Below are 22710 nucleotides of genomic sequence, written 5' to 3' on the forward strand. Positions count from 1 at the left end.
TCCGCGCCGGAAAAGGCCACTGATCGGCCTCACAAAGAGCAGCTTAGCCAGATTAGGCGAGCGCACCGGATGCAATTTCGCCCTTGCTCCGCTAGCATTACGGGCTTCCGCTTCCCAGTCGCGACGGTTTTCGATGAGTTATCAGGTTCTTGCACGTAAATGGCGTCCGCGCTCGTTTCGCGAAATGGTCGGCCAGACCCATGTGCTCAAGGCTCTGATCAATGCCTTGGACAGCCAGCGGCTGCACCATGCCTATCTGTTTACCGGCACCCGCGGGGTGGGCAAGACCACCATCGCGCGGATCATTGCCAAATGCCTGAACTGTGAAACAGGTATCACTTCCACGCCCTGCGGCACTTGCTCGGTATGCCGTGAGATCGACGAAGGGCGCTTCGTCGACCTGATCGAGATCGACGCCGCGAGCCGGACCAAGGTCGAGGACACCCGCGAGCTGCTGGACAACGTGCAGTACGCGCCAAGCCGCGGACGCTTCAAGGTCTACCTGATCGACGAAGTGCACATGCTGTCCAGCCACTCGTTCAACGCCTTGTTGAAGACCCTGGAAGAGCCGCCGCCCTACGTCAAATTCATCCTGGCGACCACCGATCCGCAGAAACTTCCTGCAACGATTCTTTCGCGTTGCCTGCAGTTCTCCCTGAAGAACATGACCCCGGAACGAGTGGTCGAGCACCTGACCCATGTGCTGGGCGTGGAGAACGTGCCGTTCGAGGACGACGCGCTGTGGTTGTTGGGCCGCGCCGCCGACGGTTCGATGCGCGATGCCATGAGCCTCACCGACCAGGCCATTGCCTTCGGCGAGGGCAAGGTCATGGCCGCCGATGTGCGGGCGATGCTCGGTACCCTCGATCACGGGCAGGTCTACGATGTCCTGCACGCCCTGATCGACGGTGATGCCAAGGCATTGCTGGAGGCTGTGCGCCACCTGGCCGAGCAAGGGCCGGACTGGAGCGGTGTGCTGTCGGAGATTCTCAACGTGCTGCACCGTGTGGCCATTGCCCAGGCCTTGCCGGACGGTGTCGACAACGGCCATGGTGACCGCGACCGGGTGTTGGCTCTGGCGCAGGCGTTGCCGGCCGAAGACGTGCAGTTCTATTACCAGATGGGCCTGATCGGCCGGCGCGACCTGCCGCTGGCGCCGGACCCGCGAGGTGGCTTCGAGATGGTTCTGCTGCGGATGCTGGCCTTCCGGCCGGCGGACTCGGCAGACGCGCCGAGACAGCCGCTAAAGCCAGTGGGGATCAGCCAGGCCACAGTTGATTCCGCCCAATCCGTGGCTGGCGCCGCCGTTGCTGTGCCGGTAGTTGCCGCCGCCGCGCCAGTGGTTGCGCCAGTGGTAGAGGCGCCTCTCGCCGCTGCCGCTACGCCTGAGCCTGAGCCTGTCGCTACACCTGTCGTGCCTGCGCCACAATCCGTGGTCGAGGCACCGCCCGAGCCGGCGCCCGTGGTCGCCGAGGAAGTCATCGACCTGCCGTGGAACGATCCGGTCGAACCGGTCGTCGAGCAGCAGCCGGCCGTTGCGCCAGTGCTGGAGACCGTGGCGGAGCAGCCCGAGCTGACCCCGATGCCAATGCCGACTCCGGCCAGCGTGGTGCCGGACGCGCCGGAATGGGTGAGCGCACCTGTGCCAGAGCCCAGCGTTGTCGAGGTCGATGCCGCGACGCCGGGCATCGATCTCGACGACGAGCCGCCGCTGGACGAAGACTACATCGAGCCGGACATGGACTCGGCCTACAGCTATCTGGACGAACTGGCCAGTGAACACGCTGCCGATCCCGAGCCGGAACCCGAGCCGTTGCCGGCTGCGCAGCCGGCCACTGGCCTGGCGCTGGAGTGGCTGGAGCTGTTTCCGAAACTGCCGATTTCCGGGATGACCGCGAGCATCGCCGCGAACTGCACCCTGATCTCGGCCGAGGGCGACCATTGGTTGCTGCACCTGGACCCGGCCCACAGCGCCCTGTTCAACGCCACTCAGCAGCGGCGCCTGAACGATGCCCTGAACCAGTTCCACCAGCGCACGCTGACGGTCAGCATCGAGCTGATCAAGCCCGAGCAGGAGACCCCGGCCCAGGCCGCGTCGCGCCGTCGCGCCAATCGCCAGCGCGAGGCCGAGGAGTCGATCCATGGCGATCCGTTCATCCAGCAGATGGTGCGCGAGTTCGGCGCGGTGGTCCGGCACGATACTATTGAACCTATCGAGGCCCTGGCCAGCCAGGGCTAGTAACCGAAAGGCGCCGGGCCCTGAGGCCGGGCGCTGTTTTTATCCAAGTACTTTGAGGTGATTCCCATGATGAAAGGTGGCATGGCCGGCCTGATGAAGCAGGCGCAGCAGATGCAGGAAAAAATGGCCAAGATGCAGGAAGAGCTGGCCAACGCCGAAGTCACCGGCAAGGCGGGTGGCGATATGGTCACCGTGGTCATGACCGGTCGTCACGACATCAAGCGCGTGAGCATTGACCCAAGCCTGCTCGAAGGCGTCAGCGAAGATGACCGCGAAGTGCTGGAAGATCTGTTCGCCGCCGCCGTCAACGACGCCGTGCGCAAGATCGAAGCCAACAGCCAGGACAAAATGTCCGGCATGACCGCTGGCATGCAATTGCCTCCGGGGATGAAACTGCCGTTCTGATTCGCGCGAGCGTAGGGGGCGGATTCAGGAATGCCAGGCATCGCGCCTGGCATTTTTGTTTGTGGTGTGTTCGATGGCCAAGGTTTCTGGCGCGCAGAAACATCGAACGGCGATCGCGGTAGGATGGTCTGCACTTTATGTAGATGGCCTGATTCAATTCTCGATAAGGAGTTTCTCTGATGTCGCAAGCATTGACCCTCAACCAGCGTATCGTCCTGGTTTCCCGGCCCCAGGGCGCACCTGTGCCGGAAAACTTCCGGCTGGAGTGGGTGGCGTTGCCGGACCTGGCGGACGGCCAGGTATTGCTCAAGACCCTCTACCTGTCGCTGGACCCCTATATGCGCGGACGCATGAGCGACGCACCGTCCTACGCGGCTCCGGTGGAACTCAATGAAGTGATGACCGGCGGCGCGGTCAGCCGGGTCGAGCGCTCGCTGAACCCGAAATTCCACGCGGGCGACCTGGTGGTCGGCGCCACCGGTTGGCAAAGCCACAGCATCTCCGACGGGCGTAACCTGATTCCGGTGCCGGCGGGTTTGCCCAGCCCATCCATGGCCTTGGGGGTACTGGGCATGCCCGGCATGACCGCCTACATGGGCCTGATGGATATCGGTCAACCCAAGGCCGGGGAAACCCTGGTGGTGGCCGCCGCGTCGGGCGCCGTGGGCTCGGTGGTGGGGCAAGTGGCCAAGCTCAAGGGGCTGCGGGTGGTCGGCGTGGCGGGCGGCGCCGACAAGTGCCGTTACGTGGTCGAGGAGCTGGGGTTCGATGCCTGCATCGATCACCAGAGCCCGGACTTCTTCGACGAGCTGGCGCAGGCTTGTTTCAAGGGGGTGGACATCTATTTTGAAAATGTGGGCGGCAAGGTGTTCGACGCCGTGTTGCCGCTGCTCAATGCCAAGGCGCGCATTCCCCTGTGCGGGCTGATCTCCCAGTACAACGCCCAGGCGCTGCCTTCGGGCCCCGACCGCCTGCCGCTGTTGCAGCGCAGCCTGTTGACCAAGCGCGTGCGTATCCAGGGTTTTATCGTGTTTGACGACTACGGCGACCGGCGGCCGGAGTTTGTCAGCGCAATGGCGCCATGGGTGCTGCAGGGCAAGGTCAAGTTCAAGGAGGATGTGGTCGACGGCCTGGAGCAGGCGCCCGAGGCCTTCATCGGGCTGTTGGAAGGGCGCAACTTCGGCAAGCTGGTGGTGCGGGTCGCCCGGGACTGAGCATTTGACGCTAATCGGAGGCGCGGGTATAAACCGCGTCTCGTCGTTTTGTCGGACCTTTGCCCATGAGCTTCAGCCCCCTGATTCGCCAACTGATCGATGCCTTGCGCACCTTGCCGGGCGTAGGTCAGAAAACCGCCCAGCGCATGGCCTTGCAGCTGCTGGAGCGCGACCGCAGCGGCGGTATGCGGCTGGCTCAGGCGCTGAGCCAGGCCATGGATGGTGTGGGCCATTGCCGCCTGTGCCGGACCCTGACCGAAGACGACCTGTGCCCGCAATGTTCCGACCCGCGTCGCGACGACACGCTGTTGTGCGTGGTCGAGGGGCCGATGGACGTCTACGCGGTGGAGCAGACCGGCTATCGCGGTCGCTATTTCGTGCTCAAGGGCCATCTGTCGCCGCTGGACGGCCTGGGGCCGGAAGCCATCGGCATTCCGCAGTTGCTGGCGCGGATCGAAGAGCAGGGCAGCTTTACCGAAGTGATCCTGGCCACCAATCCGACGGTGGAAGGCGAGGCGACCGCCCACTACATTGCCCAGCTGTTGACCAATAAGGGCCTGATCACCTCGCGGATCGCCCATGGCGTGCCTCTGGGCGGCGAGCTGGAGCTGGTGGACGGCGGGACCCTGGCGCATTCGTTTGCCGGGCGCAAACCGATCGCACTGTAGGTTTAGCGCGGCGCGGGGTACCTGATACGACGTCATCGCGAGCAAGCTCGCTCCTGCAGGGGGATTGGCTCGCGATTCGCGTTTCATCGCTTGGGCGTGACTCTGGTTGAAAACCAAGCAAGCGCTAGGTAAGTTTCCTCAACCTTCAGAGGAGCTTGCCGATGTCTGCCTGCCAGGAATACTTCGACCCTAGCCATCAGTTGGTCCGCGACAGCGTCCGGCGTTTCGTCGAGCGCGAGATTCTCCCGGACATCGATCAATGGGAGGAGGCGCAAGGCTTCCCCCGCGAGCTGTACCTCAAGGCCGGCGCGGCCGGCATCCTGGGGATCGGTTATCCCGAGGCCCTTGGCGGCAGCCACGAGGGCGATCTGTTCGCCAAGATCGCCGCCAGCGAAGAACTCATGCGCTGCGGCTCCGGCGGCCTGGTGGCGGGCCTGGGGTCGCTGGATATCGGCCTGCCGCCAATCGTCAAATGGGCGCGGCCCGAGGTGCGCGACCGGGTGGTGCCGCCAGTACTGGCCGGGGAAAAGATCAGTGCCTTGGCGGTCACCGAGCCCGGCGGCGGTTCGGACGTGGCCAACTTGCAGACCCGCGCGGTGCGCGACGGCGATTGCTATCGCGTCAGCGGCAGCAAGACCTTTATCACCAGTGGCGTGCGCGCCGATTTCTATACGGTGGCGGTGCGTACCGGCGAGCCTGGTTTCGGTGGCATCAGCCTGCTGCTGATCGACAAGGACACGCCGGGGTTCACCGTTGGCCGGCAGTTGAAGAAAATGGGCTGGTGGGCGTCGGATACCGCCGAGTTGTTCTTCGACGATTGCCGGGTGCCGGCCATCCACCTGATCGGTGTCGAGAACATGGGCTTCGCCTGCATCATGGGCAACTTCCAGAGCGAGCGCCTGGCGCTGGCCTTGATGGCCAACATGACCGCGCAGTTGGCGCTGGAGGAGAGCCTGACGTGGGCCCGGGAGCGCGAGGCTTTCGGCAAGCCCATTGGCAAGTTCCAGGTGATCAAGCACCGTCTGGCCGAGATGGCCACGGCGCTGGAGGTATCCCGCGAATTCACCTACCGCCAGGCGGCGAAGATGGCCGCGGGCCAGAGTGTGATCAAGGAAATCTCCATGGCCAAGAACTTCGCCACCGATACCGCCGACCGCATCACTCACGATGCGGTGCAGATTCTCGGAGGGCTTGGGTATATGCGCGAAAGCCTGGTGGAGCGGCTGTATCGCGACAACCGCATCCTGTCCATCGGCGGCGGCACCCGGGAGGTGATGAACGAAATCATCAGCAAGCAGATGGGGCTCTAGAGAGGCGAGTTATCGCTTCGCGAGCAAGCTCGCTCCTATAGGGAATTCAATCGACGGTAGGAGCGAGCCTGCTCGCGATAGCGTCCGACGAGGGACTTACCGTTCGCTGAGGGAAAACTGCGTCAGGCAGAAGGTCGGGATGCCCATGTCTTCCAGGCGTTGCGAGCCGCCCAGTTCGGGCAGGTCGATGATCGCGGCGGCCTCGTAGATCTTCGCTCCCATGCGACGGACCAGGTTGGCCGCGGCGATCAGGGTACCGCCGGTGGCGATCAGGTCATCGAACATCAGCACCGAATCACCTTCGCACAGGCTGTCGGCATGGACTTCGAGGAAGGCTTCGCCGTATTCGGTCTGATAACCCTCGGCTAGCACGTCGGCCGGCAGTTTGCCTTGCTTGCGGAACAGGATCAGCGGCTTGTTCAACTGGTAGGCGATGATCGAGCCGATCAGGAAGCCGCGGGCGTCCATGGCGCCGATGTGGCTGAAGTCTTCTTCGACATAACGCTGGGCAAAGGTGTCGGCGACCAGGCGCAAAGCCTTGGGCGACTGGAACAGGGGGGTGATGTCACGAAAGATCACGCCGGGCTTGGGGAAGTCGATGACGGGGCGGATCAGGGATTTGATGTCGAAGGAATCGAAGGCCATCGTGGCGGTGTCCTGGCGGGTCAACAGTAGAGCGCGCCAGTATAACCCCGGCCGAACCGCTTGGCTCGGCCGGGAGGCTCTGTCTCAGCCTTCCAGGGAGCCGCCCGCGAGGGCGCACAGCTGGATTGGATCGAGAATGTGCACTTCTTTGCCTTCGGCGGCGATCAGCGCGTTCTGCTGGAAGCGGGTGAATACCCGGGACACGGTTTCCACCGCCAGGCCCAGGTAATTGCCGATCTCGTTACGCGACATGCTCAAGCGGAACTGGTTGGCCGAGAAACCGCGGGCACGGAAGCGCGCGGAGAGGTTGACCAGGAAGGTCGCGATCCGCTCGTCGGCGGTCTTTTTCGACAGCAACAGCATCATTTGCTGGTCGTCGCGGATTTCCCGGCTCATCACCCGCATCAGCTGGCGGCGCAGTTGCGGCAGCTGCAAGGCCAGTTCGTCGAGGCGTTCGAAGGGGATTTCGCAGACCGACGTGGTTTCCAGGGCCTGGGCGGAAACCGGGTGGATCTCGGTGTCCATGCCGGACAGACCGACCAGTTCGCTGGGCAGATGGAAGCCGGTGATCTGTTCTTCGCCGCTGTCGCTGAGGCTGAAGGTCTTCAGGGCACCGGAGCGTACTGCATAGACAGAGTCGAAGGCGTCGCCCTGGCGAAACAGGAACTCGCCTTTTTTCAGCGGCCGGCCGCGTTTAACGATTTCGTCCAGCGCATCCATGTCTTCCAGATTCAGAGAAAGTGGCAGGCAGAGGGGGGCCAGGCTGCAATCCTTGCAATGGGCCTGGTTGTGAGCGCGCAGTTTGACTGGCTCGGACATTCAATAGAATCCTTGTGGGAAAACACACATAAGCCGTAAGGGTAACTCACGGGAGGAGGTTCCGGCCAGTCCGTGGCGTATTGGCGCTTAGTCGTAAAGCTGTCCGTTCGTGGCCTCCTGACCACCGGGGAAACATGCGCTCGTGCAGTCCATTCAAGGTATTTCCAGCGCTACCCGTCACTTGCAGTCGCCGCTTGTCGCGGCGTCAAGTATCAGGCTCGCGCAGGGCCTGGTCTTGCCGACCGTTTTTTTCGGCTGCCTGCGGCAAGTCGTCGCGCCGCAAAGCCATTTCCTGGCGTTTTAGATGACTCGGGAAAAACGCTGTCGATTCTGCTGCTCCAGATAACTGTCGAACACCATGCACACCGAACGCACCAACAGGCGTCCGGCGGGCAGCACTTCGATGCCCTCGCTGCCCAACTGGATCAGGCCGTCTTCGGCCATGGTTTGCAGTTGTGGCCACAACTCGCCGAAGTAGCCTTGAAAATCAATGTTGAACTGCTGCTCGATGGCCTCGAAGTCGAGGCTGAAATTGCAGATCAGTTGCTGGATCACTGCGCGTCTTATGCGATCGTCCTGGTTGCACACCAGGCCACGGCTGGTGGCCAATTGTGCGCCGCCCAGCAGGTTCTGGTAGTGCGTCAGGTCGCTGCTGTTCTGGCAATACAGGTCGCCGATCTGGCTGATGGCCGAGACGCCGAGGCCGATCAGGTCGCAGTGGCCGTGGGTGGTGTAGCCCTGGAAGTTGCGTTGCAGGGTCGACTCTTCCTGGGCGATCGCCAACTCGTCGTCGGGCAGGGCGAAATGGTCCATGCCGATGTAGCGATAGCCGGCGGCGGTCAGCTGTTCGATGGTGCGCTGCAGCATCTGCAGTTTGTCTGCCGGCGCCGGCAGTTCCTGGCTGTTGATCCGCCGTTGCGGCATGAAGCGCTCCGGCAGGTGGGCGTAGTTGAACACCGACAGTCGGTCCGGCTGCAGGTTTATGACTTCCTCGACGGTGCGGGCGAAGTTGTCCGGCGTCTGTTTCGGCAGGCCGTAGATCAGGTCGATGTTGATCGAGCGAAATTGCAGGGTGCGTGCCGCTTCGATCACTGCGCGGGTTTCTTCCAGGCTCTGCAGGCGATTGACCGCGCGCTGCACGGCCGGGTCGAGGTCCTGCAGGCCGATGCTGACCCGGTTGAAGCCCAGCTCGCGCAGCAGGCCCATGGTCGACCAGTCGGCTTCGCGCGGGTCGATCTCGATGCCGTAGTCGCCCGAATCGTCGTCCAGCAGGTTGAAGTGCTGGCGCAGGTGGCCCATCAGCTGGCGCAGTTCGTCGTGGCTGAGAAAGGTTGGGGTGCCGCCGCCAAAGTGCAGTTGCTCGACTTTCTGGCTGGGGTCGAGATGACAGGCGATCAACTGGATTTCCTGCTCCAGGCGTTGCAGGTAGGGCAGGGCGCGCCCGCGGTCCTTGGTGATGACCTTGTTGCAGGCGCAGTAGTAGCAGATGTTCGCGCAGAACGGCACATGCACGTACAGCGACAGCGGGCGCAGGGCCTTGCGGCTGTCGCGCAGGGCGTGCAGCAGATCGAAGGTGCCCACCTGGCTGTGAAACTGAACGGCGGTGGGGTAGGAGGTGTAGCGCGGTCCCGCCAGGTCGTAACGGCGGATCAGATCGGTGTCCCAACGAATGGCGTCGAGCATGCGGGAATTCCCCCGGTAGGCTGGCAGTGCTCGCGAGTCTAGGAGGTTCGGCCGCGGGCCATCTTGATTTGCATCAAGGGTGTCTGGGGGCGGTACCCATGCCGGCAGGGTGCTTCAGTGCCCCATCAGCCAGTGTTGATGCGGGCCGGGCAGGGTCCAGATGCCGAACAGGATCACCAGCAGGCCCCCGGCCATGCGGATGCTGCGCCGACGCAGCAGCGCAGTGACCCGTTCCGCGGCCAGCCCGGTCGCCAGCAGTACCGGCCAGGTGCCCAGGCCGAAGGCCAGCATCAGCAGGGCGCTGTCCAGCGCATTGCCCTGGCTGGCGGACCACAGCAGGGTGCTATAGACCAGGCCGCATGGCAGCCAGCCCCAGAGCGCGCCCAGGAGCAAGGCGCGCGGCAGGCTCGACACCGGCAGCAAGCGGTTGGCCACCGGCTGTATATGCCGCCACAGGCCGCGACCGAGGCTTTCGATACGGGTCAGGCCGCTCCACCAGCCGGCCAGGTACAGGCCCATGGCGATCAGCAGCAGGCCCGCCAGCACGCGCATGGCCATGGCCGCCGGGCTGCTGGCCACGGCCCAGCCGGCCAGGCCGATCAGCAGGCCGGCGGTGGCATAACTGAGGATGCGCCCCAGGTTGTAGGCCAGCAGCAGGCGAAAGCGCCGGCTGCGCTGCTCCGGGGGAATGGCCAGGGTCAGGGCGCCCATCAGGCCGCCGCACATGCCCAGGCAGTGGCCGCCGCCGAGCAGGCCGAGAATCACCGCGGAGACCAGCAACGGCGCCAGCTCAAGCATGGGGGGGCGCCTGGTCTTTGTGCGGCGGCTGGGCGTCTGGCGCTTCGCCCTTGATCTCGTCGACCGCAGCGGTGTGTTTCGGATCCTGGTCGTCGAACAGGATGCTGTGGGCGGGGCCGTCGAGGTCGTCGTACTGGCCGCTGTCGACCGCCCAGAAGAAGATGTAGATGGCGATGGCCACGATCAGCAGCGCCGCCGGGATCATCACATAGAGAGCTGGCATGGATAGGCTCCGGGCCCGCGCGGCTCAGGCCGGCAGCGGGCGAGTATGGGGCGTGGTGCCGGCTTGGGGCTGGCGCGGCAGGCGAGTCAGGCGCAAGGCGTTGAGCACCACGGTCAAGGAACTGATGGACATGCCGATGGCGGCCCATACCGGCGTGATCCAGCCGAGGGCGGCGAACGGCAGCATGAGGCCATTGTACAGCCCGGCCCATAGCAGGTTCTCGATGATTATCCGGCGTGTGCGGCGAGCCAGGCTGAAGGCCTGCACCAGCGCGTCCAGGCGGTTGGACAACAGCACCGCGTCGGCGCAGGTCTTGGCCAGGTCGGTGGCCGAGCCCATGGCCACGCTGATATCGGCGGCGGCCAGGACCGGTACATCGTTGACCCCGTCGCCGAGCATCAGCACTTTGCGGCCCTGGCGATGCAGCGCTTGCAGCACTTGCAGCTTGTCGTCCGGGCGCAGCCCGCCGCGAGCCTCGTCGATCCCCAGTTCGGCAGCGACGCTGGCGACCATCGGCGAGCTGTCGCCGGAGAGCAGCAGGGTATGCCAGCCACGGGCCTTGCAAGTGGCCAGCAGCGCCGGAGCATCGCTGCGCAGGCGGTCGTCCAGCACCAGCCACGCCAGCGGCCCTTGCGTATCGCCCAGCAGCAGCCATTGGCCGGCTTCGTCCGGCATCGGCGGCACCGGGCAGGCGCTGAGCTCGCAGACGAAAGCGGGCTGGCCGATCCGCAGGCGCTGTTCGCCCACCAGGCCTTCGAGGCCCAGCCCGGGCATGCTCAGGACTTCCTCGGCGGCTAGCGGCGCCCGGCCGAAAGCCCGGGCGATCGGGTGTTCGGAGCGGTTTTCCAGGGCCGCGGCCAGGCCCAGGCATTGGTCGCTGGCGAGCTGGCCAAGGGGGCGAATCGAGCGCAAGGCCAGGCGCCCCTCGGTGAGGGTGCCGGTCTTGTCGAAAATCACTGTGTCGATCTGGTTCAGGCCTTCGAGGACATGGCCGCGGGTCAGCAGCAGGCCGAGCTTGTGCAGGGTCCCGGTGGCGGCGGTCAGTGCGGTCGGGGTGGCCAGGGACAGCGCGCAGGGGCACGTGGCGACCAGCATCGCCAGGACGATCCAGAAGGCCCGCGAGGCGTCCAGTTGCCACCAGAGCAGGCCGATGGCGGCCGCGGCGATCAGCGAGAACAGCAGGAACCATTGCGCGGCGCGGTCGGCGATCTCCGCCAGCCGCGGTTTTTCCGCCTGGGCCCGGTCCAGCAGGCGGACGATGGCCGACAGGCGCGTGTCCTGCCCCAAGGCCAGGACTTCGACGGTCAGCGCGCCCTCGACATTCAGGGTGCCGGCGGTGACCGCATCGCCCGTGCTGCGCGGTTGCGGCAGGTATTCGCCGGTGAGCAGCGATTCGTCGACGCTCGACTGGCCATCGAGGATCTTGCCGTCCGCCGGCAGGATGGCGCCGGGATGCACCAGCACCCGGTCGCCCAGGCGCAGTTCGTTGAGCAGGATGCGTTCGCTCTGGCCGTCGCTGCCCAGGCGCAGGCACGAGGCCGGCAGCAGGTTCACCAGTTGCGCGGTCGCCGCGGCGGTACGTTCACGGGCACGGCGCTCCAGGTAGCGCCCGGCGAGGAGGAACAGGGCGAACATGCCCACGGCATCGAAGTACAGCTCGCCGACCCCGGTGATCGCGGTCCAGATCCCGGCAATGTAGGCGCTGCCGATGGCCAGGGAGACCGAGACGTCCATGGTCAGGTGACGGGTCCGCAGGTCGCGCAGCGCGCCCTTGAAGAACGGCGCGCAGCTGTAGAACACGATCGGCGTAGTGAGGAACAGCGCGACCCAGCGCAGGATGGCGTGCAGCTCGGGGCTCAGGTCGATATTGAATTCCGGCCAGGTGGCCATGGTCGCCATCATCGCCTGGAACCACAGCAGGCCGGCTACGCCGAGCTGGCGCAGGGCCAGGCGGTTTTCGCTGGCCAGTTGTTCGCTGGCGCGATCGGCCTGGTAGGGGTGCGCGGCGTAGCCGATCTGGCGCAGTTCGCCGAGCACCTGGCTCAGCGGCAGTTGGCTGTCGGCCCAGCGTACATGCAGGCGATGGTTGGACAGGTTGAGCCGCGCCTCGGCCACCCCCGGCAGGTTGCGCAGGTGTTTCTCGATCAGCCAGCCGCAGGCGGCGCAACTGATGCCCTCCATCAACAGGGTGGTCTCGGCCAGTTCGTCCTCATGCCGGACGAAGGGTTGCTGCACGTCTGCCCGGTCGTACAGCGCCAGTTCGTCCGCCAGTTGCACCGGCAGCGCTTCCGGGTTGGCCGAGGCCTCGCTGCGATGGCTGTAGTAGCTCTCCAGGCCGCCGGCGACGATGGCCTCGGCCACCGCCTGGCAACCCGGGCAGCAGAACTCGCGAGGCGTGCCGAGCACGACGGCGGTGAAGCGGCCGCCGGCGGGAACCGGCAGGGCGCAGTGGTAGCAGGGCAGTGGGCTGGTCATCGCGGATCTTTGTTCTGTGGGCGGACCTCATCGCCGGCCGGGAGGCCGACGATGCCAGGAGGGCATTACTTGTCCAGGTGTTCCGCGCCTTGCAGCGGTTCGTCGCCCAGCAGCAGGTCCTTGTCGTGGCTGACCTGTTCTTCCTCGAACATGCGCCAGGTCTTGTCGCCTTCGACGCCCAGCAGTTCGACGAAACGACGGCCTTCGACCTTGTCGCTCAGCTGGCCAATGTAGCGGCCTTGCTCGGTTTCGCTGCGGGCGAGGGTGATCTTGCGATCCTTCTCCGGCTGGGTCGGCGAGATCAGGTTCAGTTCCAGCGCGGCCGGAGTGCTGTTGCCGCTCAGGCGCAGGTCGACTTCGCCGGTGACGTCATCCAGATGCACGCTGGCGCGCAGTTGCAGGGTCTGGGCCAGCAGTTCGCGGTCCAGGGAGCGGTTGATGCCTTTGCCGGCCTCGTAGTAGTTGTCGTTGACCAGGTTGTCCGGGTTGTTCACCGCGATGGTCACCATGGACAGGGTCAAGGTCACCGAGCAGGCCAGGATGCCGATGATGATCCAGGGCCAGAGGTGCTTGTACCAGGGGCTTGTGGCGGTCGCTGCGGGCATGGTGGCTTCTCTTAACGAATTTGTGGGCCGATGAACCGGCTCTTGGCTTCAATGTGGACGCTTTCGTCGTCGGCGTCCTTGAGGATGAATTTCACCTCGTTGGTGCTCGACGGCAGTTGCTCCGGCGAACTCGACAGTTCGACCGGCATGCTGACGATATCGCCGGCCGCGACCTTGATCTCGCGCTTGCCTTGCAGCTTGAGGTCCGGCAGGCCGGCGGCGTCCAGCACGTAGGTGTGGTCGCGCTGGTCCTTGTTCATGATCTTCAGGCTGTAGACGTTCTCGATCCGGCCTTCGGCGTTCTCGCGGTAGAGCACGCGGTCCTTGCTGACATCGAAGCCCACCAGCGAGCGCATGAAGAAGGCCGTGATCAACAGGCTGATCATCGCCAGCAGCACCAGGGCATAACCGATCAGGCGCGGCCGCAGTTTATGGGTTTTCTGGCCGGACAGGTTGTGTTCGGTGGTGTAGCTGATCAGGCCGCGCGGGTAGTCCATCTTGTCCATGATGCTGTCGCAGGCATCGATGCAGGCGGCGCAGCCGATGCATTCGATCTGCAGGCCGTCGCGGATGTCGATGCCGGTCGGGCAGACCTGGACGCACATGGTGCAGTCGATGCAGTCGCCCAGGCCCATGGCTTTGTAGTCGGCGCCTTTCTTGCGCGGGCCGCGACTTTCGCCGCGGCGCGGGTCGTAGGAGACGATCAGGGTGTCCTTGTCGAACATCACGCTCTGGAAGCGCGCATAGGGGCACATGTAGATACACACCTGCTCGCGCAACCAGCCGGCGTTGCCGTAGGTGGCGAGGGTGAAGAAACCGACCCAGAAGTACGACCAGCCATCGGCCTGGCCGGTGAAGAAGTCGATGACCAGTTCGCGGATCGGCGAGAAATAGCCGACGAAGGTCATCCCGGTGACGAAGCCGATCAGCAGCCAGAGGCTGTGTTTGCTGAGCTTGCGCAGGAATTTGTTGGCGCTCATCGGCGCCTTGTCGAGCTTGATGCGCTGGTTGCGGTCGCCTTCGGTGACCTTCTCGCACCACATGAATATCCAGGTCCAGACGCTTTGCGGGCAGGTATAGCCGCACCAGACGCGCCCGGCGTACACGGTGATGAAGAACAGGCCGAAGGCGGCGATGATCAGCAGCCCCGACAGCAGGATGAAGTCCTGGGGCCAGAAGGTGGCGCCGAAAATGAAGAACTTGCGCTCCGGCAGGTTCCACCAGACGGCCTGGTGGCCGCCCCAGTTGAGCCAGACCGTACCGAAATACAGCAGGAACAGCGCAGCGCCGCCAACCATCCGCAGGTTGCGGAAGAGGCCGGTGAAAGCGCGAGTGTAGATTTTTTCCCGAGAAGCGTAGAGGTCTACGCTGTTGTTCGAATTCTTGGCAGGCGGGGTTACGTCATGTACCGGAATCTGGTTGCTCATCATTGCATCCCACGGCAGTGGAGAAATGCCCCGGTCAGTACGTGCCGACCGCGATCAAATAGGGGTATTGCAGTGGCGCAATGATACGCCTGTCGCTCTAGCTCAAGGGTGCGACCTTTGGTCGCGTTGGGGGAAATCAATTGATGGTGTAATGACTTGAATCAATTGACTTGTGAATTATGGACGCTTTTCCCGGGAGCCGCGTTCAATCGTATCGAGCGATAGAGGGAAAGGTGAAACGAAAAGGCCCCGCCAATTTCCATTGGCGGGGCCTTTTTCGTTACCCGAAGGTGTCTGCCTTACTCGGCGTCCGCCGGCTTGTCCCCATGGGACAGGCTGTAGACGTAAGCGGCCAGCAGGTGGACCTTGTCGTTGCCTTGCAGTTGTTCCTGGGCAGGCATCTGGCCCTGGCGGCCGTAACGAATGGTCTGCTGCAGCTGGGCGAAGCTCGAACCGTAGATGAACGCGCCTGGGTGGGTCAGGTCGGGCGCGCCCATGGCTGGGGTGCCTTTACCGGCCGGGCCGTGGCACGCCACGCAGTTGGTGGCGAAGATCTTCTGGCCGTTGGCCGGGTCGGCCTTGGCGCTTTCCGGCAGCTTGCGGCCATCAAGGTTGGTCAGCACATAGGCGGCAACGTCGCTGACGCCTTGCTCGCCGATGACTTCGGCCCAGGCCGGCATCACCGCGTGGCGACCGCCCATGATGGTGGTCTTGATGGTTTCCGGCTCGCCGCCCCAGCGCCAGTCGGCGTCGGTCAGGTTCGGGAAGCCGTAGGCGCCCTTGGCGTCGGAACCGTGGCAGACCGAGCAGTTGGAGGCGAACAGGCGGCCACCCATCTTCAGGGCCTGTGGATCCTTGGCTACCTCTTCGATTGGCATCGACGCGAATTTGGCGAAGATCGGCCCGAACTTGGCATCCGACTTGGCCATTTCCTTTTCCCACTCATGCACGCCGGTCCAGCCGGTCTGGCCGTTGGCGAAGGGGGTCTGCTTTTCGGTATCCAGGTAGTTGTAGCCTGGCAGCAGGCCTTTCCAGTTGCCCAGGCCCGGATACAGCACCAGGTAACCCAGGGCGAAGACGATGGTGCCGACGAACAGCATGAACCACCATTTCGGCAGCGGGTTGTCGTACTCCTCGATCCCGTCGAAGGAGTGGCCGACCGTCTCGTCGGTCTGCTCGGCGCGCTGGCCCTTGCGGGTCGACAGCAGCAGCCAGGTCAGGGCGAAGATGGTACCCAGGCTGAGGACTGTGACGTACAGACTCCAGAACGTAGTCATTCTTTGTTACTCCTAGAAGCTTGCTCGACGTGCTTGATGGCTTCGGGATCATCCGCGAACGGCAGCAAGGTCGCGTCTTCGAACTCGGACTTGCGCTTGGGGCTGAACACCCACAGGGCCAGGCCGATAAAGGCCACCATCACGACAACGGTGCCCAGGCCACGAATCATCCCGATATCCATCTAAATCACCGTTTGCTTTTGATGATGGTGCCAAGGCCTTGCAGATAGGCCACCAGCGCGTCCATTTCGGTTTTGCCCTTCACGGCATCCTTGGCACCGGCGATGTCTTCGTCGGTGTAAGGGACGCCGAGCGTGCGCAAGACTTCCATTTTTTTCGCGGTGTCTTTGCCGTCGAGCTTGTTTTCTACGAGGAACGGGTAAGCCGGCATTTTCGATTCAGGCACCACGTTGCGCGGGTTGTACAAGTGCGCGCGCTGCCAGTCATCGGAGTAACGGCCGCCGACACGGGCCAGGTCCGGGCCGGTACGCTTGGAGCCCCACAGGAACGGGTGGTCCCAGACGCTTTCGCCGGCGACGGAGTAGTGGCCGTAGCGTTCGGTTTCGGCACGGAACGGACGGATCATCTGCGAGTGGCAGCCGACACAGCCGTTGGCGATATAGACGTCGCGGCCTTCCAGTTCCAGGGCGGTGCGCGGCTTCATGCCTTCCACCGGCTTGTTGGTGACGTCCTGGAAGAACAGCGGGACGATCTGGGTCAGGCCGCCGATGCTGACGGCGATGACCATGAAGAAGGCCAGCAGGCCGATATTCTTCTCGACTACTTCATGCTTCATCAGTGAGCTCCAACTACAGCGATCTGAGCAGCGGCTTCAGCTTCAGCCGGGTTCGAGGCGCGAACGGTACGGAACACGTTGTAGGCCATGAACAGCATGCCGGCGGCAAAGAACGCACCGCCCAGGGCGCGGACGATGAAGCCGGGGTGGCTGGCTTGCAGGGCTTCGACGAAGGAGTAGGTGAGAGTGCCGTCGTCGTTGATCGCACGCCACATCAGGCCCTGGGTGATGCCGTTGACCCACATCGAGGCGATGTACAGCACGGTACCGATGGTAGCCAGCCAGAAGTGGGTGTTGATCAGGCCGATGCTGTGCATCTGCTGGCGACCGAAGACTTTCGGAATCATGTGGTACAGGGCGCCGATCGAGATCATCGCGACCCAGCCGAGGGCGCCGGCGTGTACGTGGCCGATGGTCCAGTCGGTGTAGTGCGACAGCGAGTTGACGGTCTTGATCGCCATCATCGGACCTTCGAAGGTCGACATGCCGTAGAACGCCAGGGACACCACCAGGAAGCGCAGGATCGGGTCGGTGCGCAGCTTATGCCAGGCGCCCGAGAGGGTCATCATGCCGTTGATCATGCCGCCCCAGCTCGGAGCCAGCAGGATGATCGACATGGCCATGCCTAAGGACTGGGCCCAGTCCGGCAGCGCGGTGTAGTGCAAGTGGTGCGGACCGGCCCAGATGTACAGGGTGATCAGCGCCCAGAAGTGCACGATGGACAGGCGATAGGAGTAGATCGGACGCTCGGCCTGTTTCGGCACGAAGTAGTACATCATCCCCAGGAAGCCGGTGGTCAGGAAGAAACCCACGGCGTTGTGGCCGTACCACCACTGGATCATGGCGTCGGTCGCACCGGCATAGGCCGAGTAGGACTTGAAGAAGCTGACCGGCAGGGACGCGTGGTTGACGATGTGAAGCATCGCGGTGACCACGATGAAGGCACCGTAGAACCAGTTGCCGACATAGATGTGCTTGGTCTTGCGCTTGACGATGGTGCCGAAGAACACCAGGCCGTAGGTGACCCAGACGATGGCCAGCAGGATAGCCAGGGGCCATTCCAGTTCCGCGTATTCCTTGGTGGTGGTGTAACCCAGCGGTAAGGTAACGATCGCGCCGACGATGACCGCTTGCCAACCCCAGAAGGTGAAGGCCGCGAGGCTGTCGGAAATCAGTCGCGTTTGGCAGGTTCGCTGCACGACGTAGTAGGAAGTGGCAAACAACGCACAACCACCGAAGGCGAAAATCACCAGGTTGGTGTGCAGCGGGCGCAGGCGTCCAAACGTCGTCCACGGCAGACCGAAGTTCAACTCCGGCCAGACCAGTTGCGAGGCGATGAAGACACCGAGCCCCATGCCAAGGATCCCCCAGACCACCGTCATGATGGCGAACTGGCGGACTACCTTATAGTTATAAGCAGTCGGACTGATTGCTGTGCTCATTCTAAGGTTCCACGGTTTGGGTGTTTTATTAGGAGTAAAAATCGGCCGCAAGTATGGAGAAAGCGGGGGGTCATTGCAACGCGCCATGACCTGGGTCAATGCTTTCAGAGGCTGATTCTGCGGCCTTTCCATATGCGGAGTAAGGACAAAATCGGCCTCGGACAAAATGTCGCAGCGGACGAAAAAAGGCAGGGCTACAGGTCAGTTGTAACCGGGTGTGTGGAAGGCGGTCGAGCGAGCGACAGACGGTAATTGGCGCGACAGCCGGTAGAAACCAGCCTTTGCGGCCTGTCATCGAACGACGGCTTCGGATGCAGCGGCTACTTCTGGTCTGTGACCGGCGATCGCCAGCCCACTGCGAAGCAGCTTAGACCCGAATCCGGAGAGTGGAAAGGCAGGAGGCAGAGAGGGTGCGACACTTGGTCGCGCGAAGGCAGGGAACTGCCGCATCCGAGCGATGCGGCAGCGCAAGGGACAGCGATTACTCGCTTGGGGGCGGGGTCTGTGGCGGGTTGGCCGCGCTGTGCGACAGGCTGTAGACGTAGGCGGCAAGCAGCTGCACCTTGTCGTTGCCGAGCAGTTCGTTCTGCGCCGGCATGTGGCCCTGGCGCCCGTGGCGGATGGTCTGTTGCAGCTGGGTCAGGCTGGTGCCGTAGATGAAACCGGCCGGTTGCGTCAGGTTTGGCGCGCCCATGATTTCCGTGCCCTGGCCATTGGCGCCGTGGCAGGCGACGCAGGTAGTGCCGAACGCCTGCTTGCCGGCGGCAAGGTCGGCGCTGCTGTCGGCGGGCAACGGCAGGCCGGCCAGGTCGTGGCGTACATAGGCCGCGACGTTTTTCACCCCGTCCTCGCCCAGCACTTCGCCCCAGGCCGGCATGGCGGCCATGCGACCGCCCATGATGGTGGCCTTGATGGTGTCGGCGTTGCCGCCCCAGCGCCAGATATTGTCCGCCAGGTTAGGGAAGCCGAAGGCGCCCTTGGCGTCCGAGCCGTGGCACACCGAGCAGTTGGAGGCGAACAGGCGTCCGCCCATCTTCAGCGCTTGCGGGTCCTTGGCCACTTCTTCCACGGGCATGGCCGCGAACTTGGCGAAGATCGGGCCGAACTTGGCGTCTGCCTTGTCCATTTCCTTTTCCCACTCATGCACGCCGGTCCAGCCGTTTTCATAGCCGGGCAGGATGCCTTTCCAGTTGCCCAGGCCCGGGTAGAGGATCAGGTAGCCGACGGAAAACACCAGGGTGCCGGCGAAGAGCATGAACCACCACTGCGGCAGCGGGTTGTCGTACTCCTCGATGCCGTCGAAGCTGTGGCCCATGGTCTGGTCGACGCTGCCCTTGGTTTCGCCCTTGCGCGTGCCGATCAGCAGCCAGGTCAGGCCGATCAGGCTGCCAATGGTCAGTACGCAGATGTACGTACTCCAGAAGGTGGTCATGGCCGAATGCTCCTTGTCGCATGTTCTTCGGATTGAGCGTCATCAGATGGATTGCCGGGCACTGGCGCAGGTTCGTCGGCAAAGGGCAGCAGGCGTGCCTGGGCGAATTCCGGGTTGCGCTTGGCGTTGAAAACCCAGATCGACAGGCCGATGAAGGCAATCATCACCACCAGCGTGCCGAGCCCGCGGATCATGCCGCTATCGAGTTCAAAACCCATGGCTCACCTCTTGCTCTTGATCGCAGTGCCAAGCACTTGCAGGTAGGCGACCAGGGCATCCATCTCGGTCTTGCCCTTGAGGGAGGCGACGGCACCGGCGATATCGTCGTCGTTGTACGGCACGCCGAGGGTGCGCATGGCGCGCAGCTTGGTCTCGGTGTGGCTGCTGTCGACCGGCTGGGTGACCAGCCACGGGTAGGCTGGCATCTTCGACTCGGGCACCACGTTGCGCGGGTTGTACAAGTGCGCGCGGTGCCAGTCGTCGGAGTAGCGGGCACCGACCCGCGCGAGGTCCGGACCGGTGCGCTTGGAGCCCCACAGGAACGGGTGGTCCCAGACGCTTTCGCCGGCGACGGAGTAGTGGCCGTAGCGTTCGGTTTCGGCGCGGAACGGACGGATCATCTGCGAGTGGCAGCCGACGCAGCCTTCGCGGATGTAGATATCGCGGCCTTCCAGCTGCAGGGCGGTGTAGGGCTTCATGCCTTCCACCGGCTTGTTGGTGACGTCCTGGAAGAACAGCGGGACGATCTGGGTCAGACCGCCGATGCTCACGGCAAACACCATCAGCAGCATCAGCAGGCCGACATTTTTCTCGATGACTTCGTGTTTCATGGCGGACTCCTCAGGCCATCTGTGCAGCGGCGGTGATTTCGGCAGGCTGTGCCGAGCGCACGGTGCGCCAGGTGTTGTAGGCCATCAGCAGCATGCCGAAGAGGAAGATCGCCCCACCGACCAGCCGCACGATGAAGCCAGGGTGGCTGGCCACCAGGGTTTCGACGAAGGAGTAGGTCAGCGTCCCGTCTTCGTTGACGGCGCGCCACATCAGGCCCTGAGCGATGCCGTTGACCCACATCGAGGCGATGTAGAGCACGGTGCCGATGGTGGCCAGCCAGAAGTGCGCGTTGATCAGGCCGATGCTGTGCATCTGCGGGCGACCGAAGACTTTCGGGATCATGTGGTACAGGGCGCCGATCGAGATCATCGCGACCCAGCCCAGGGCGCCGGCGTGTACGTGGCCGATGGTCCAGTCGGTGTAGTGGGAGAGGGCGTTGACGGTCTTGATCGCCATCATCGGACCTTCGAAGGTCGACATGCCGTAGAACGCCAGGGAGACCACCAGGAACCGCAGGATCGGGTCGCTGCGCAACTTATGCCAGGCGCCCGAGAGGGTCATCATGCCGTTGATCATGCCGCCCCAGCTCGGCGCCAGGAGGATCAGCGACATCACCATGCCTAAGGACTGGGCCCAGTCCGGCAGCGCGGTGTAGTGCAGGTGGTGCGGACCGGCCCAGATGTACAGGGTGATCAGCGCCCAGAAGTGCACGATGGACAGGCGATACGAATACACCGGGCGCTCGGCCTGCTTGGGTACGAAGTAGTACATCATCCCCAGGAAGCCCGCGGTCAGGAAGAAGCCTACCGCGTTGTGGCCGTACCACCATTGCACCATGGCGTCGGTCGCCCCGGCATACACCGAGTAGGACTTGGTCAGGCTGACCGGCAGTTCCAGGTTGTTGACGATGTGCAGGATGGCCACGGTGATGATGAAACCGCCGAAGAACCAGTTACCGACGTAGATGTGCTTGGTGTTGCGCTTCATCACCGTGCCGAAGAACACGATGGCGTAGGCCACCCAGACGATGGTGATCAGGATGTCGATCGGCCATTCCAGCTCGGCGTACTCCTTGGAACTGGTGTAGCCCAGCGGCAGGCTGATGGCCGCCAAGAGGATCACCAACTGCCAGCCCCAGAAGCAGAACGCGGCGATTTTCGGCGCGAACAGCTGGGTCTGGCAGGTGCGTTGCACCGAGTAGAAGGAGCTGGCGAACAGGGCGCAGCCACCGAAGGCAAAGATCACTGCGTTGGTGTGCAACGGGCGCAGGCGACCGAAGCTGGTCCACGGCAGGTTGAAGTTGAGTTCGGGCCAGACCAACTGGGCGGCGAGAAAAACCCCGAGCCCCATGCCGACGATGCCCCACACCACCGTCATAATGGCGAATTGGCGGACCACCTTGTAGTTGTAGGCGGTACTGATAGAAGTGTTCATGGTTCCCCATCCACGGTTCAGCTGAAGTGAAAGCGACTGCGCACGGCAAGGCGCGCTCACTTCTTCTGGAGTTATAGGCAGACTAAAAGCGAGGTAAGCATGGGCAAACGGCAAGGGGCTGTTATTGACGGGGATCAATGGGCGCAGTGCGTGCGGGAACACGGCTGGCTCTGGGATGACGCGCAGCAGCCGGCGGGCGCCGAGCCGCTGACCCTGATCCTCGCCCATGGCGCCGGCGCGCCGATGGACAGCGCGTTCATGAACGATATGGCCGCACGCCTTGCGGTGCATGGGGTCAACGTCCTGCGCTTCGAGTTCCCCTATATGGCCCAGCGTCGCCTCGATGGTGGCAAACGGCCGCCTAACCCGGCGCCGAAGCTGCTGGAGTGCTGGCGCGAGGTGTATGCCCAGGTGCGACCTCATGTCGCTGGGCGGCTGGCCATCGGCGGCAAGTCCATGGGCGGGCGCATGGCCAGTTTGCTGGCCGACGAACTGGGGGCCGACGCGCTGGTGTGCCTGGGTTACCCGTTCTATGCCGCCGGCAAGCCGGAGAAACCCCGGGTCGCCCACCTGGCCGAGCTACAGGCTGCGACCCTGATCGTCCAGGGTGAACGCGACGCCCTGGGCAACCGCGCGGCGGTCCAGGCCTATGCGCTGGCCCCGGCGATCGAGCTGTTCTGGCTGGCGGCGGCCGACCATGACCTGAAACCGTTGAAAGCCTCGGGCTTCACCCATGGGCAGCATCTGGAAGCGGCCGCGCGGAAGGTGGCTGAGGTTTTGCGCCAGTTGAACGGCTGAGCGTCTCTTCTGTAGGAGCGAAGCTTGCTCGCGATGGACGTGAACGATGATGCGGGGGGGCTGAAACAACGCGCTGTCCTGAGGTTTTTCGCGAGCAAGCTTCGCTCCTACACAAGACGTGCGTGCGGCGTGAGGAAAAGGCAATAAAAAACCCGGAAGATCGATGACCTTCCGGGTTTTTTATTGCCG

22 protein-coding genes are annotated in these 22710 nt (G+C 63.7%); 6 read left to right on the plus strand and 16 right to left on the minus strand.

Annotation, left to right across the window (positions count from 1 at the left end; all coding sequences use genetic code 11):
- Window positions 1–133: 133 nt before the first annotated feature.
- From dnaX to BTN82_RS09115, 5 genes are all read left to right on the plus strand, one after another.
- Window positions 134–2239: a DNA polymerase III subunit gamma/tau gene (gene dnaX, locus BTN82_RS09095; protein WP_075118807.1), complete on the plus strand. Its 2106-nt coding sequence runs from the start codon at window positions 134–136 to the stop codon at window positions 2237–2239.
- 66 nt (window positions 2240–2305) lie between these two features.
- Window positions 2306–2644, plus strand: a complete 339-nt coding sequence (locus BTN82_RS09100) for a YbaB/EbfC family nucleoid-associated protein (RefSeq protein WP_009047931.1) — start codon at window positions 2306–2308, stop codon at window positions 2642–2644.
- A 179-nt stretch (window positions 2645–2823) separates the two neighbouring features.
- Window positions 2824–3858, plus strand: coding sequence for an NADP-dependent oxidoreductase (locus BTN82_RS09105; RefSeq protein WP_075118808.1), 1035 nt, complete (start codon window positions 2824–2826; stop codon window positions 3856–3858).
- Between the two features lie 65 nt (window positions 3859–3923).
- Window positions 3924–4526: a recombination mediator RecR gene (gene recR, locus BTN82_RS09110; RefSeq protein ID WP_075118809.1), complete on the plus strand. Its 603-nt coding sequence runs from the start codon at window positions 3924–3926 to the stop codon at window positions 4524–4526.
- A gap of 161 nt (window positions 4527–4687) precedes the next feature.
- Window positions 4688–5836 carry an acyl-CoA dehydrogenase family protein gene (locus tag BTN82_RS09115; protein WP_075118810.1) on the plus strand — a complete coding sequence of 383 codons (1149 nt, stop codon included), beginning with the start codon at window positions 4688–4690 and terminating at the stop codon, window positions 5834–5836.
- A gap of 96 nt (window positions 5837–5932) precedes the next feature.
- Here the strand turns inward: BTN82_RS09115 and BTN82_RS09120 are convergent, their stop codons facing one another.
- The 16 genes from BTN82_RS09120 to ccoN (BTN82_RS09195) all read right to left on the minus strand — a co-directional run bounded on the left by BTN82_RS09120 (window position 5933) and on the right by ccoN (BTN82_RS09195) (window position 21723).
- Window positions 5933–6481, minus strand: a complete 549-nt coding sequence (locus tag BTN82_RS09120) for an adenine phosphoribosyltransferase (RefSeq protein ID WP_075118811.1) — start codon at window positions 6479–6481, stop codon at window positions 5933–5935.
- A gap of 84 nt (window positions 6482–6565) precedes the next feature.
- A complete protein-coding gene (fnrA, locus tag BTN82_RS09125; protein WP_009047936.1) occupies window positions 6566–7300 on the minus strand; it encodes a Crp/Fnr family transcriptional regulator FnrA in 735 nt (244 codons plus the stop codon).
- 300 nt (window positions 7301–7600) lie between these two features.
- Complete coding sequence (gene hemN / locus BTN82_RS09130) at window positions 7601–8983, minus strand: oxygen-independent coproporphyrinogen III oxidase (RefSeq protein ID WP_075118812.1); 1383 nt, start codon at window positions 8981–8983, stop codon at window positions 7601–7603.
- A gap of 114 nt (window positions 8984–9097) precedes the next feature.
- Complete coding sequence (locus BTN82_RS09135) at window positions 9098–9781, minus strand: sulfite exporter TauE/SafE family protein (RefSeq protein WP_075118813.1); 684 nt, start codon at window positions 9779–9781, stop codon at window positions 9098–9100.
- A complete protein-coding gene (gene ccoS, locus BTN82_RS09140; protein WP_075118814.1) occupies window positions 9774–10004 on the minus strand; it encodes a cbb3-type cytochrome oxidase assembly protein CcoS in 231 nt (76 codons plus the stop codon). The genes BTN82_RS09135 and ccoS overlap by 8 nt, the downstream gene beginning before the upstream one ends.
- 24 nt (window positions 10005–10028) lie before the next feature.
- A complete protein-coding gene (locus BTN82_RS09145) occupies window positions 10029–12479 on the minus strand; it encodes a heavy metal translocating P-type ATPase (RefSeq protein ID WP_075118815.1) in 2451 nt (816 codons plus the stop codon).
- A gap of 65 nt (window positions 12480–12544) precedes the next feature.
- Window positions 12545–13084: a FixH family protein gene (locus BTN82_RS09150; protein WP_075118816.1), complete on the minus strand. Its 540-nt coding sequence runs from the start codon at window positions 13082–13084 to the stop codon at window positions 12545–12547.
- Window positions 13085–13095: 11 nt separating this feature from the next.
- Window positions 13096–14511, minus strand: coding sequence for a cytochrome c oxidase accessory protein CcoG (gene ccoG / locus BTN82_RS09155; RefSeq protein ID WP_075118817.1), 1416 nt, complete (start codon window positions 14509–14511; stop codon window positions 13096–13098).
- Window positions 14512–14810: 299 nt separating this feature from the next.
- Window positions 14811–15788 carry a cytochrome-c oxidase, cbb3-type subunit III gene (gene ccoP / locus BTN82_RS09160; protein WP_075118818.1) on the minus strand — a complete coding sequence of 326 codons (978 nt, stop codon included), beginning with the start codon at window positions 15786–15788 and terminating at the stop codon, window positions 14811–14813.
- Window positions 15785–15970 (minus strand): CcoQ/FixQ family Cbb3-type cytochrome c oxidase assembly chaperone, encoded by a 186-nt coding sequence (locus BTN82_RS09165; RefSeq protein ID WP_003175465.1) that lies wholly within the window; start codon window positions 15968–15970, stop codon window positions 15785–15787. Before BTN82_RS09165 ends, ccoP (BTN82_RS09160) begins: the two co-directional genes overlap by 4 nt.
- Window positions 15971–15975: 5 nt before the next feature.
- Window positions 15976–16584 (minus strand): cytochrome-c oxidase, cbb3-type subunit II, encoded by a 609-nt coding sequence (gene ccoO, locus BTN82_RS09170; protein ID WP_011060240.1) that lies wholly within the window; start codon window positions 16582–16584, stop codon window positions 15976–15978.
- The gene (gene ccoN, locus BTN82_RS09175; RefSeq protein WP_075118819.1) at window positions 16584–18026 is read right to left on the minus strand and encodes a cytochrome-c oxidase, cbb3-type subunit I; all 1443 of its coding nucleotides are present in this window, start codon (window positions 18024–18026) and stop codon (window positions 16584–16586) included. The genes ccoO (BTN82_RS09170) and ccoN (BTN82_RS09175) overlap by 1 nt, the downstream gene beginning before the upstream one ends.
- A gap of 481 nt (window positions 18027–18507) precedes the next feature.
- Window positions 18508–19458: a cytochrome-c oxidase, cbb3-type subunit III gene (gene ccoP, locus BTN82_RS09180; protein ID WP_075118820.1), complete on the minus strand. Its 951-nt coding sequence runs from the start codon at window positions 19456–19458 to the stop codon at window positions 18508–18510.
- A complete protein-coding gene (locus BTN82_RS09185) occupies window positions 19455–19676 on the minus strand; it encodes a cbb3-type cytochrome oxidase subunit 3 (protein WP_075118821.1) in 222 nt (73 codons plus the stop codon). The genes ccoP (BTN82_RS09180) and BTN82_RS09185 overlap by 4 nt, the downstream gene beginning before the upstream one ends.
- Window positions 19677–19679: 3 nt before the next feature.
- Window positions 19680–20288: a cytochrome-c oxidase, cbb3-type subunit II gene (gene ccoO, locus BTN82_RS09190; RefSeq protein WP_062823107.1), complete on the minus strand. Its 609-nt coding sequence runs from the start codon at window positions 20286–20288 to the stop codon at window positions 19680–19682.
- Window positions 20289–20298: 10 nt separating this feature from the next.
- Window positions 20299–21723: a cytochrome-c oxidase, cbb3-type subunit I gene (ccoN, locus tag BTN82_RS09195; RefSeq protein WP_075118822.1), complete on the minus strand. Its 1425-nt coding sequence runs from the start codon at window positions 21721–21723 to the stop codon at window positions 20299–20301.
- A gap of 99 nt (window positions 21724–21822) precedes the next feature.
- Here ccoN (BTN82_RS09195) and BTN82_RS09200 point away from each other — a divergent pair, with 99 nt between their 5' ends.
- A complete protein-coding gene (locus BTN82_RS09200; protein WP_075118823.1) occupies window positions 21823–22521 on the plus strand; it encodes an alpha/beta family hydrolase in 699 nt (232 codons plus the stop codon).
- Window positions 22522–22710: the final 189 nt, after the last annotated feature.

It is taken from the genome of Pseudomonas chlororaphis (genome assembly GCF_001921865.1).
GTDB classification, from domain to species: Bacteria; Pseudomonadota; Gammaproteobacteria; order Pseudomonadales; family Pseudomonadaceae; genus Aquipseudomonas; species Aquipseudomonas chlororaphis_D.

Bases quoted from the DNA above. Each gene is read 5' to 3' on its own strand.
- ccoN (WP_075118819.1), bottom strand. From the start codon at position 18,026: ATGAGCACAGCAATCAGTCCGACTGCTTATAACTATAAGGTAGTCCGC.
- BTN82_RS09185 (WP_075118821.1), bottom strand. From the start codon at position 19,676: ATGGGTTTTGAACTCGATAGCGGCATGATCCGCGGGCTCGGCACGCTG.
- fnrA (WP_009047936.1), bottom strand. From the start codon at position 7,300: ATGTCCGAGCCAGTCAAACTGCGCGCTCACAACCAGGCCCATTGCAAG.
- dnaX (WP_075118807.1), top strand. From the start codon at position 134: ATGAGTTATCAGGTTCTTGCACGTAAATGGCGTCCGCGCTCGTTTCGC.
- ccoG (WP_075118817.1), bottom strand. From the start codon at position 14,511: ATGAGCAACCAGATTCCGGTACATGACGTAACCCCGCCTGCCAAGAAT.
- BTN82_RS09135 (WP_075118813.1), bottom strand. From the start codon at position 9,781: ATGCTTGAGCTGGCGCCGTTGCTGGTCTCCGCGGTGATTCTCGGCCTG.
- ccoO (WP_062823107.1), bottom strand. From the start codon at position 20,288: ATGAAACACGAAGTCATCGAGAAAAATGTCGGCCTGCTGATGCTGCTG.
- BTN82_RS09145 (WP_075118815.1), bottom strand. From the start codon at position 12,479: ATGACCAGCCCACTGCCCTGCTACCACTGCGCCCTGCCGGTTCCCGCC.
- BTN82_RS09100 (WP_009047931.1), top strand. From the start codon at position 2,306: ATGATGAAAGGTGGCATGGCCGGCCTGATGAAGCAGGCGCAGCAGATG.
- ccoP (WP_075118820.1), bottom strand. From the start codon at position 19,458: ATGACCACCTTCTGGAGTACGTACATCTGCGTACTGACCATTGGCAGC.
- hemN (WP_075118812.1), bottom strand. From the start codon at position 8,983: ATGCTCGACGCCATTCGTTGGGACACCGATCTGATCCGCCGTTACGAC.
- ccoP (WP_075118818.1), bottom strand. From the start codon at position 15,788: ATGACTACGTTCTGGAGTCTGTACGTCACAGTCCTCAGCCTGGGTACC.
- BTN82_RS09105 (WP_075118808.1), top strand. From the start codon at position 2,824: ATGTCGCAAGCATTGACCCTCAACCAGCGTATCGTCCTGGTTTCCCGG.
- BTN82_RS09120 (WP_075118811.1), bottom strand. From the start codon at position 6,481: ATGGCCTTCGATTCCTTCGACATCAAATCCCTGATCCGCCCCGTCATC.
- ccoO (WP_011060240.1), bottom strand. From the start codon at position 16,584: ATGAAGCATGAAGTAGTCGAGAAGAATATCGGCCTGCTGGCCTTCTTC.
- BTN82_RS09115 (WP_075118810.1), top strand. From the start codon at position 4,688: ATGTCTGCCTGCCAGGAATACTTCGACCCTAGCCATCAGTTGGTCCGC.
- BTN82_RS09150 (WP_075118816.1), bottom strand. From the start codon at position 13,084: ATGCCCGCAGCGACCGCCACAAGCCCCTGGTACAAGCACCTCTGGCCC.
- BTN82_RS09200 (WP_075118823.1), top strand. From the start codon at position 21,823: ATGGGCAAACGGCAAGGGGCTGTTATTGACGGGGATCAATGGGCGCAG.
- recR (WP_075118809.1), top strand. From the start codon at position 3,924: ATGAGCTTCAGCCCCCTGATTCGCCAACTGATCGATGCCTTGCGCACC.
- BTN82_RS09165 (WP_003175465.1), bottom strand. From the start codon at position 15,970: ATGGATATCGGGATGATTCGTGGCCTGGGCACCGTTGTCGTGATGGTG.
- ccoS (WP_075118814.1), bottom strand. From the start codon at position 10,004: ATGCCAGCTCTCTATGTGATGATCCCGGCGGCGCTGCTGATCGTGGCC.
- ccoN (WP_075118822.1), bottom strand. From the start codon at position 21,723: ATGAACACTTCTATCAGTACCGCCTACAACTACAAGGTGGTCCGCCAA.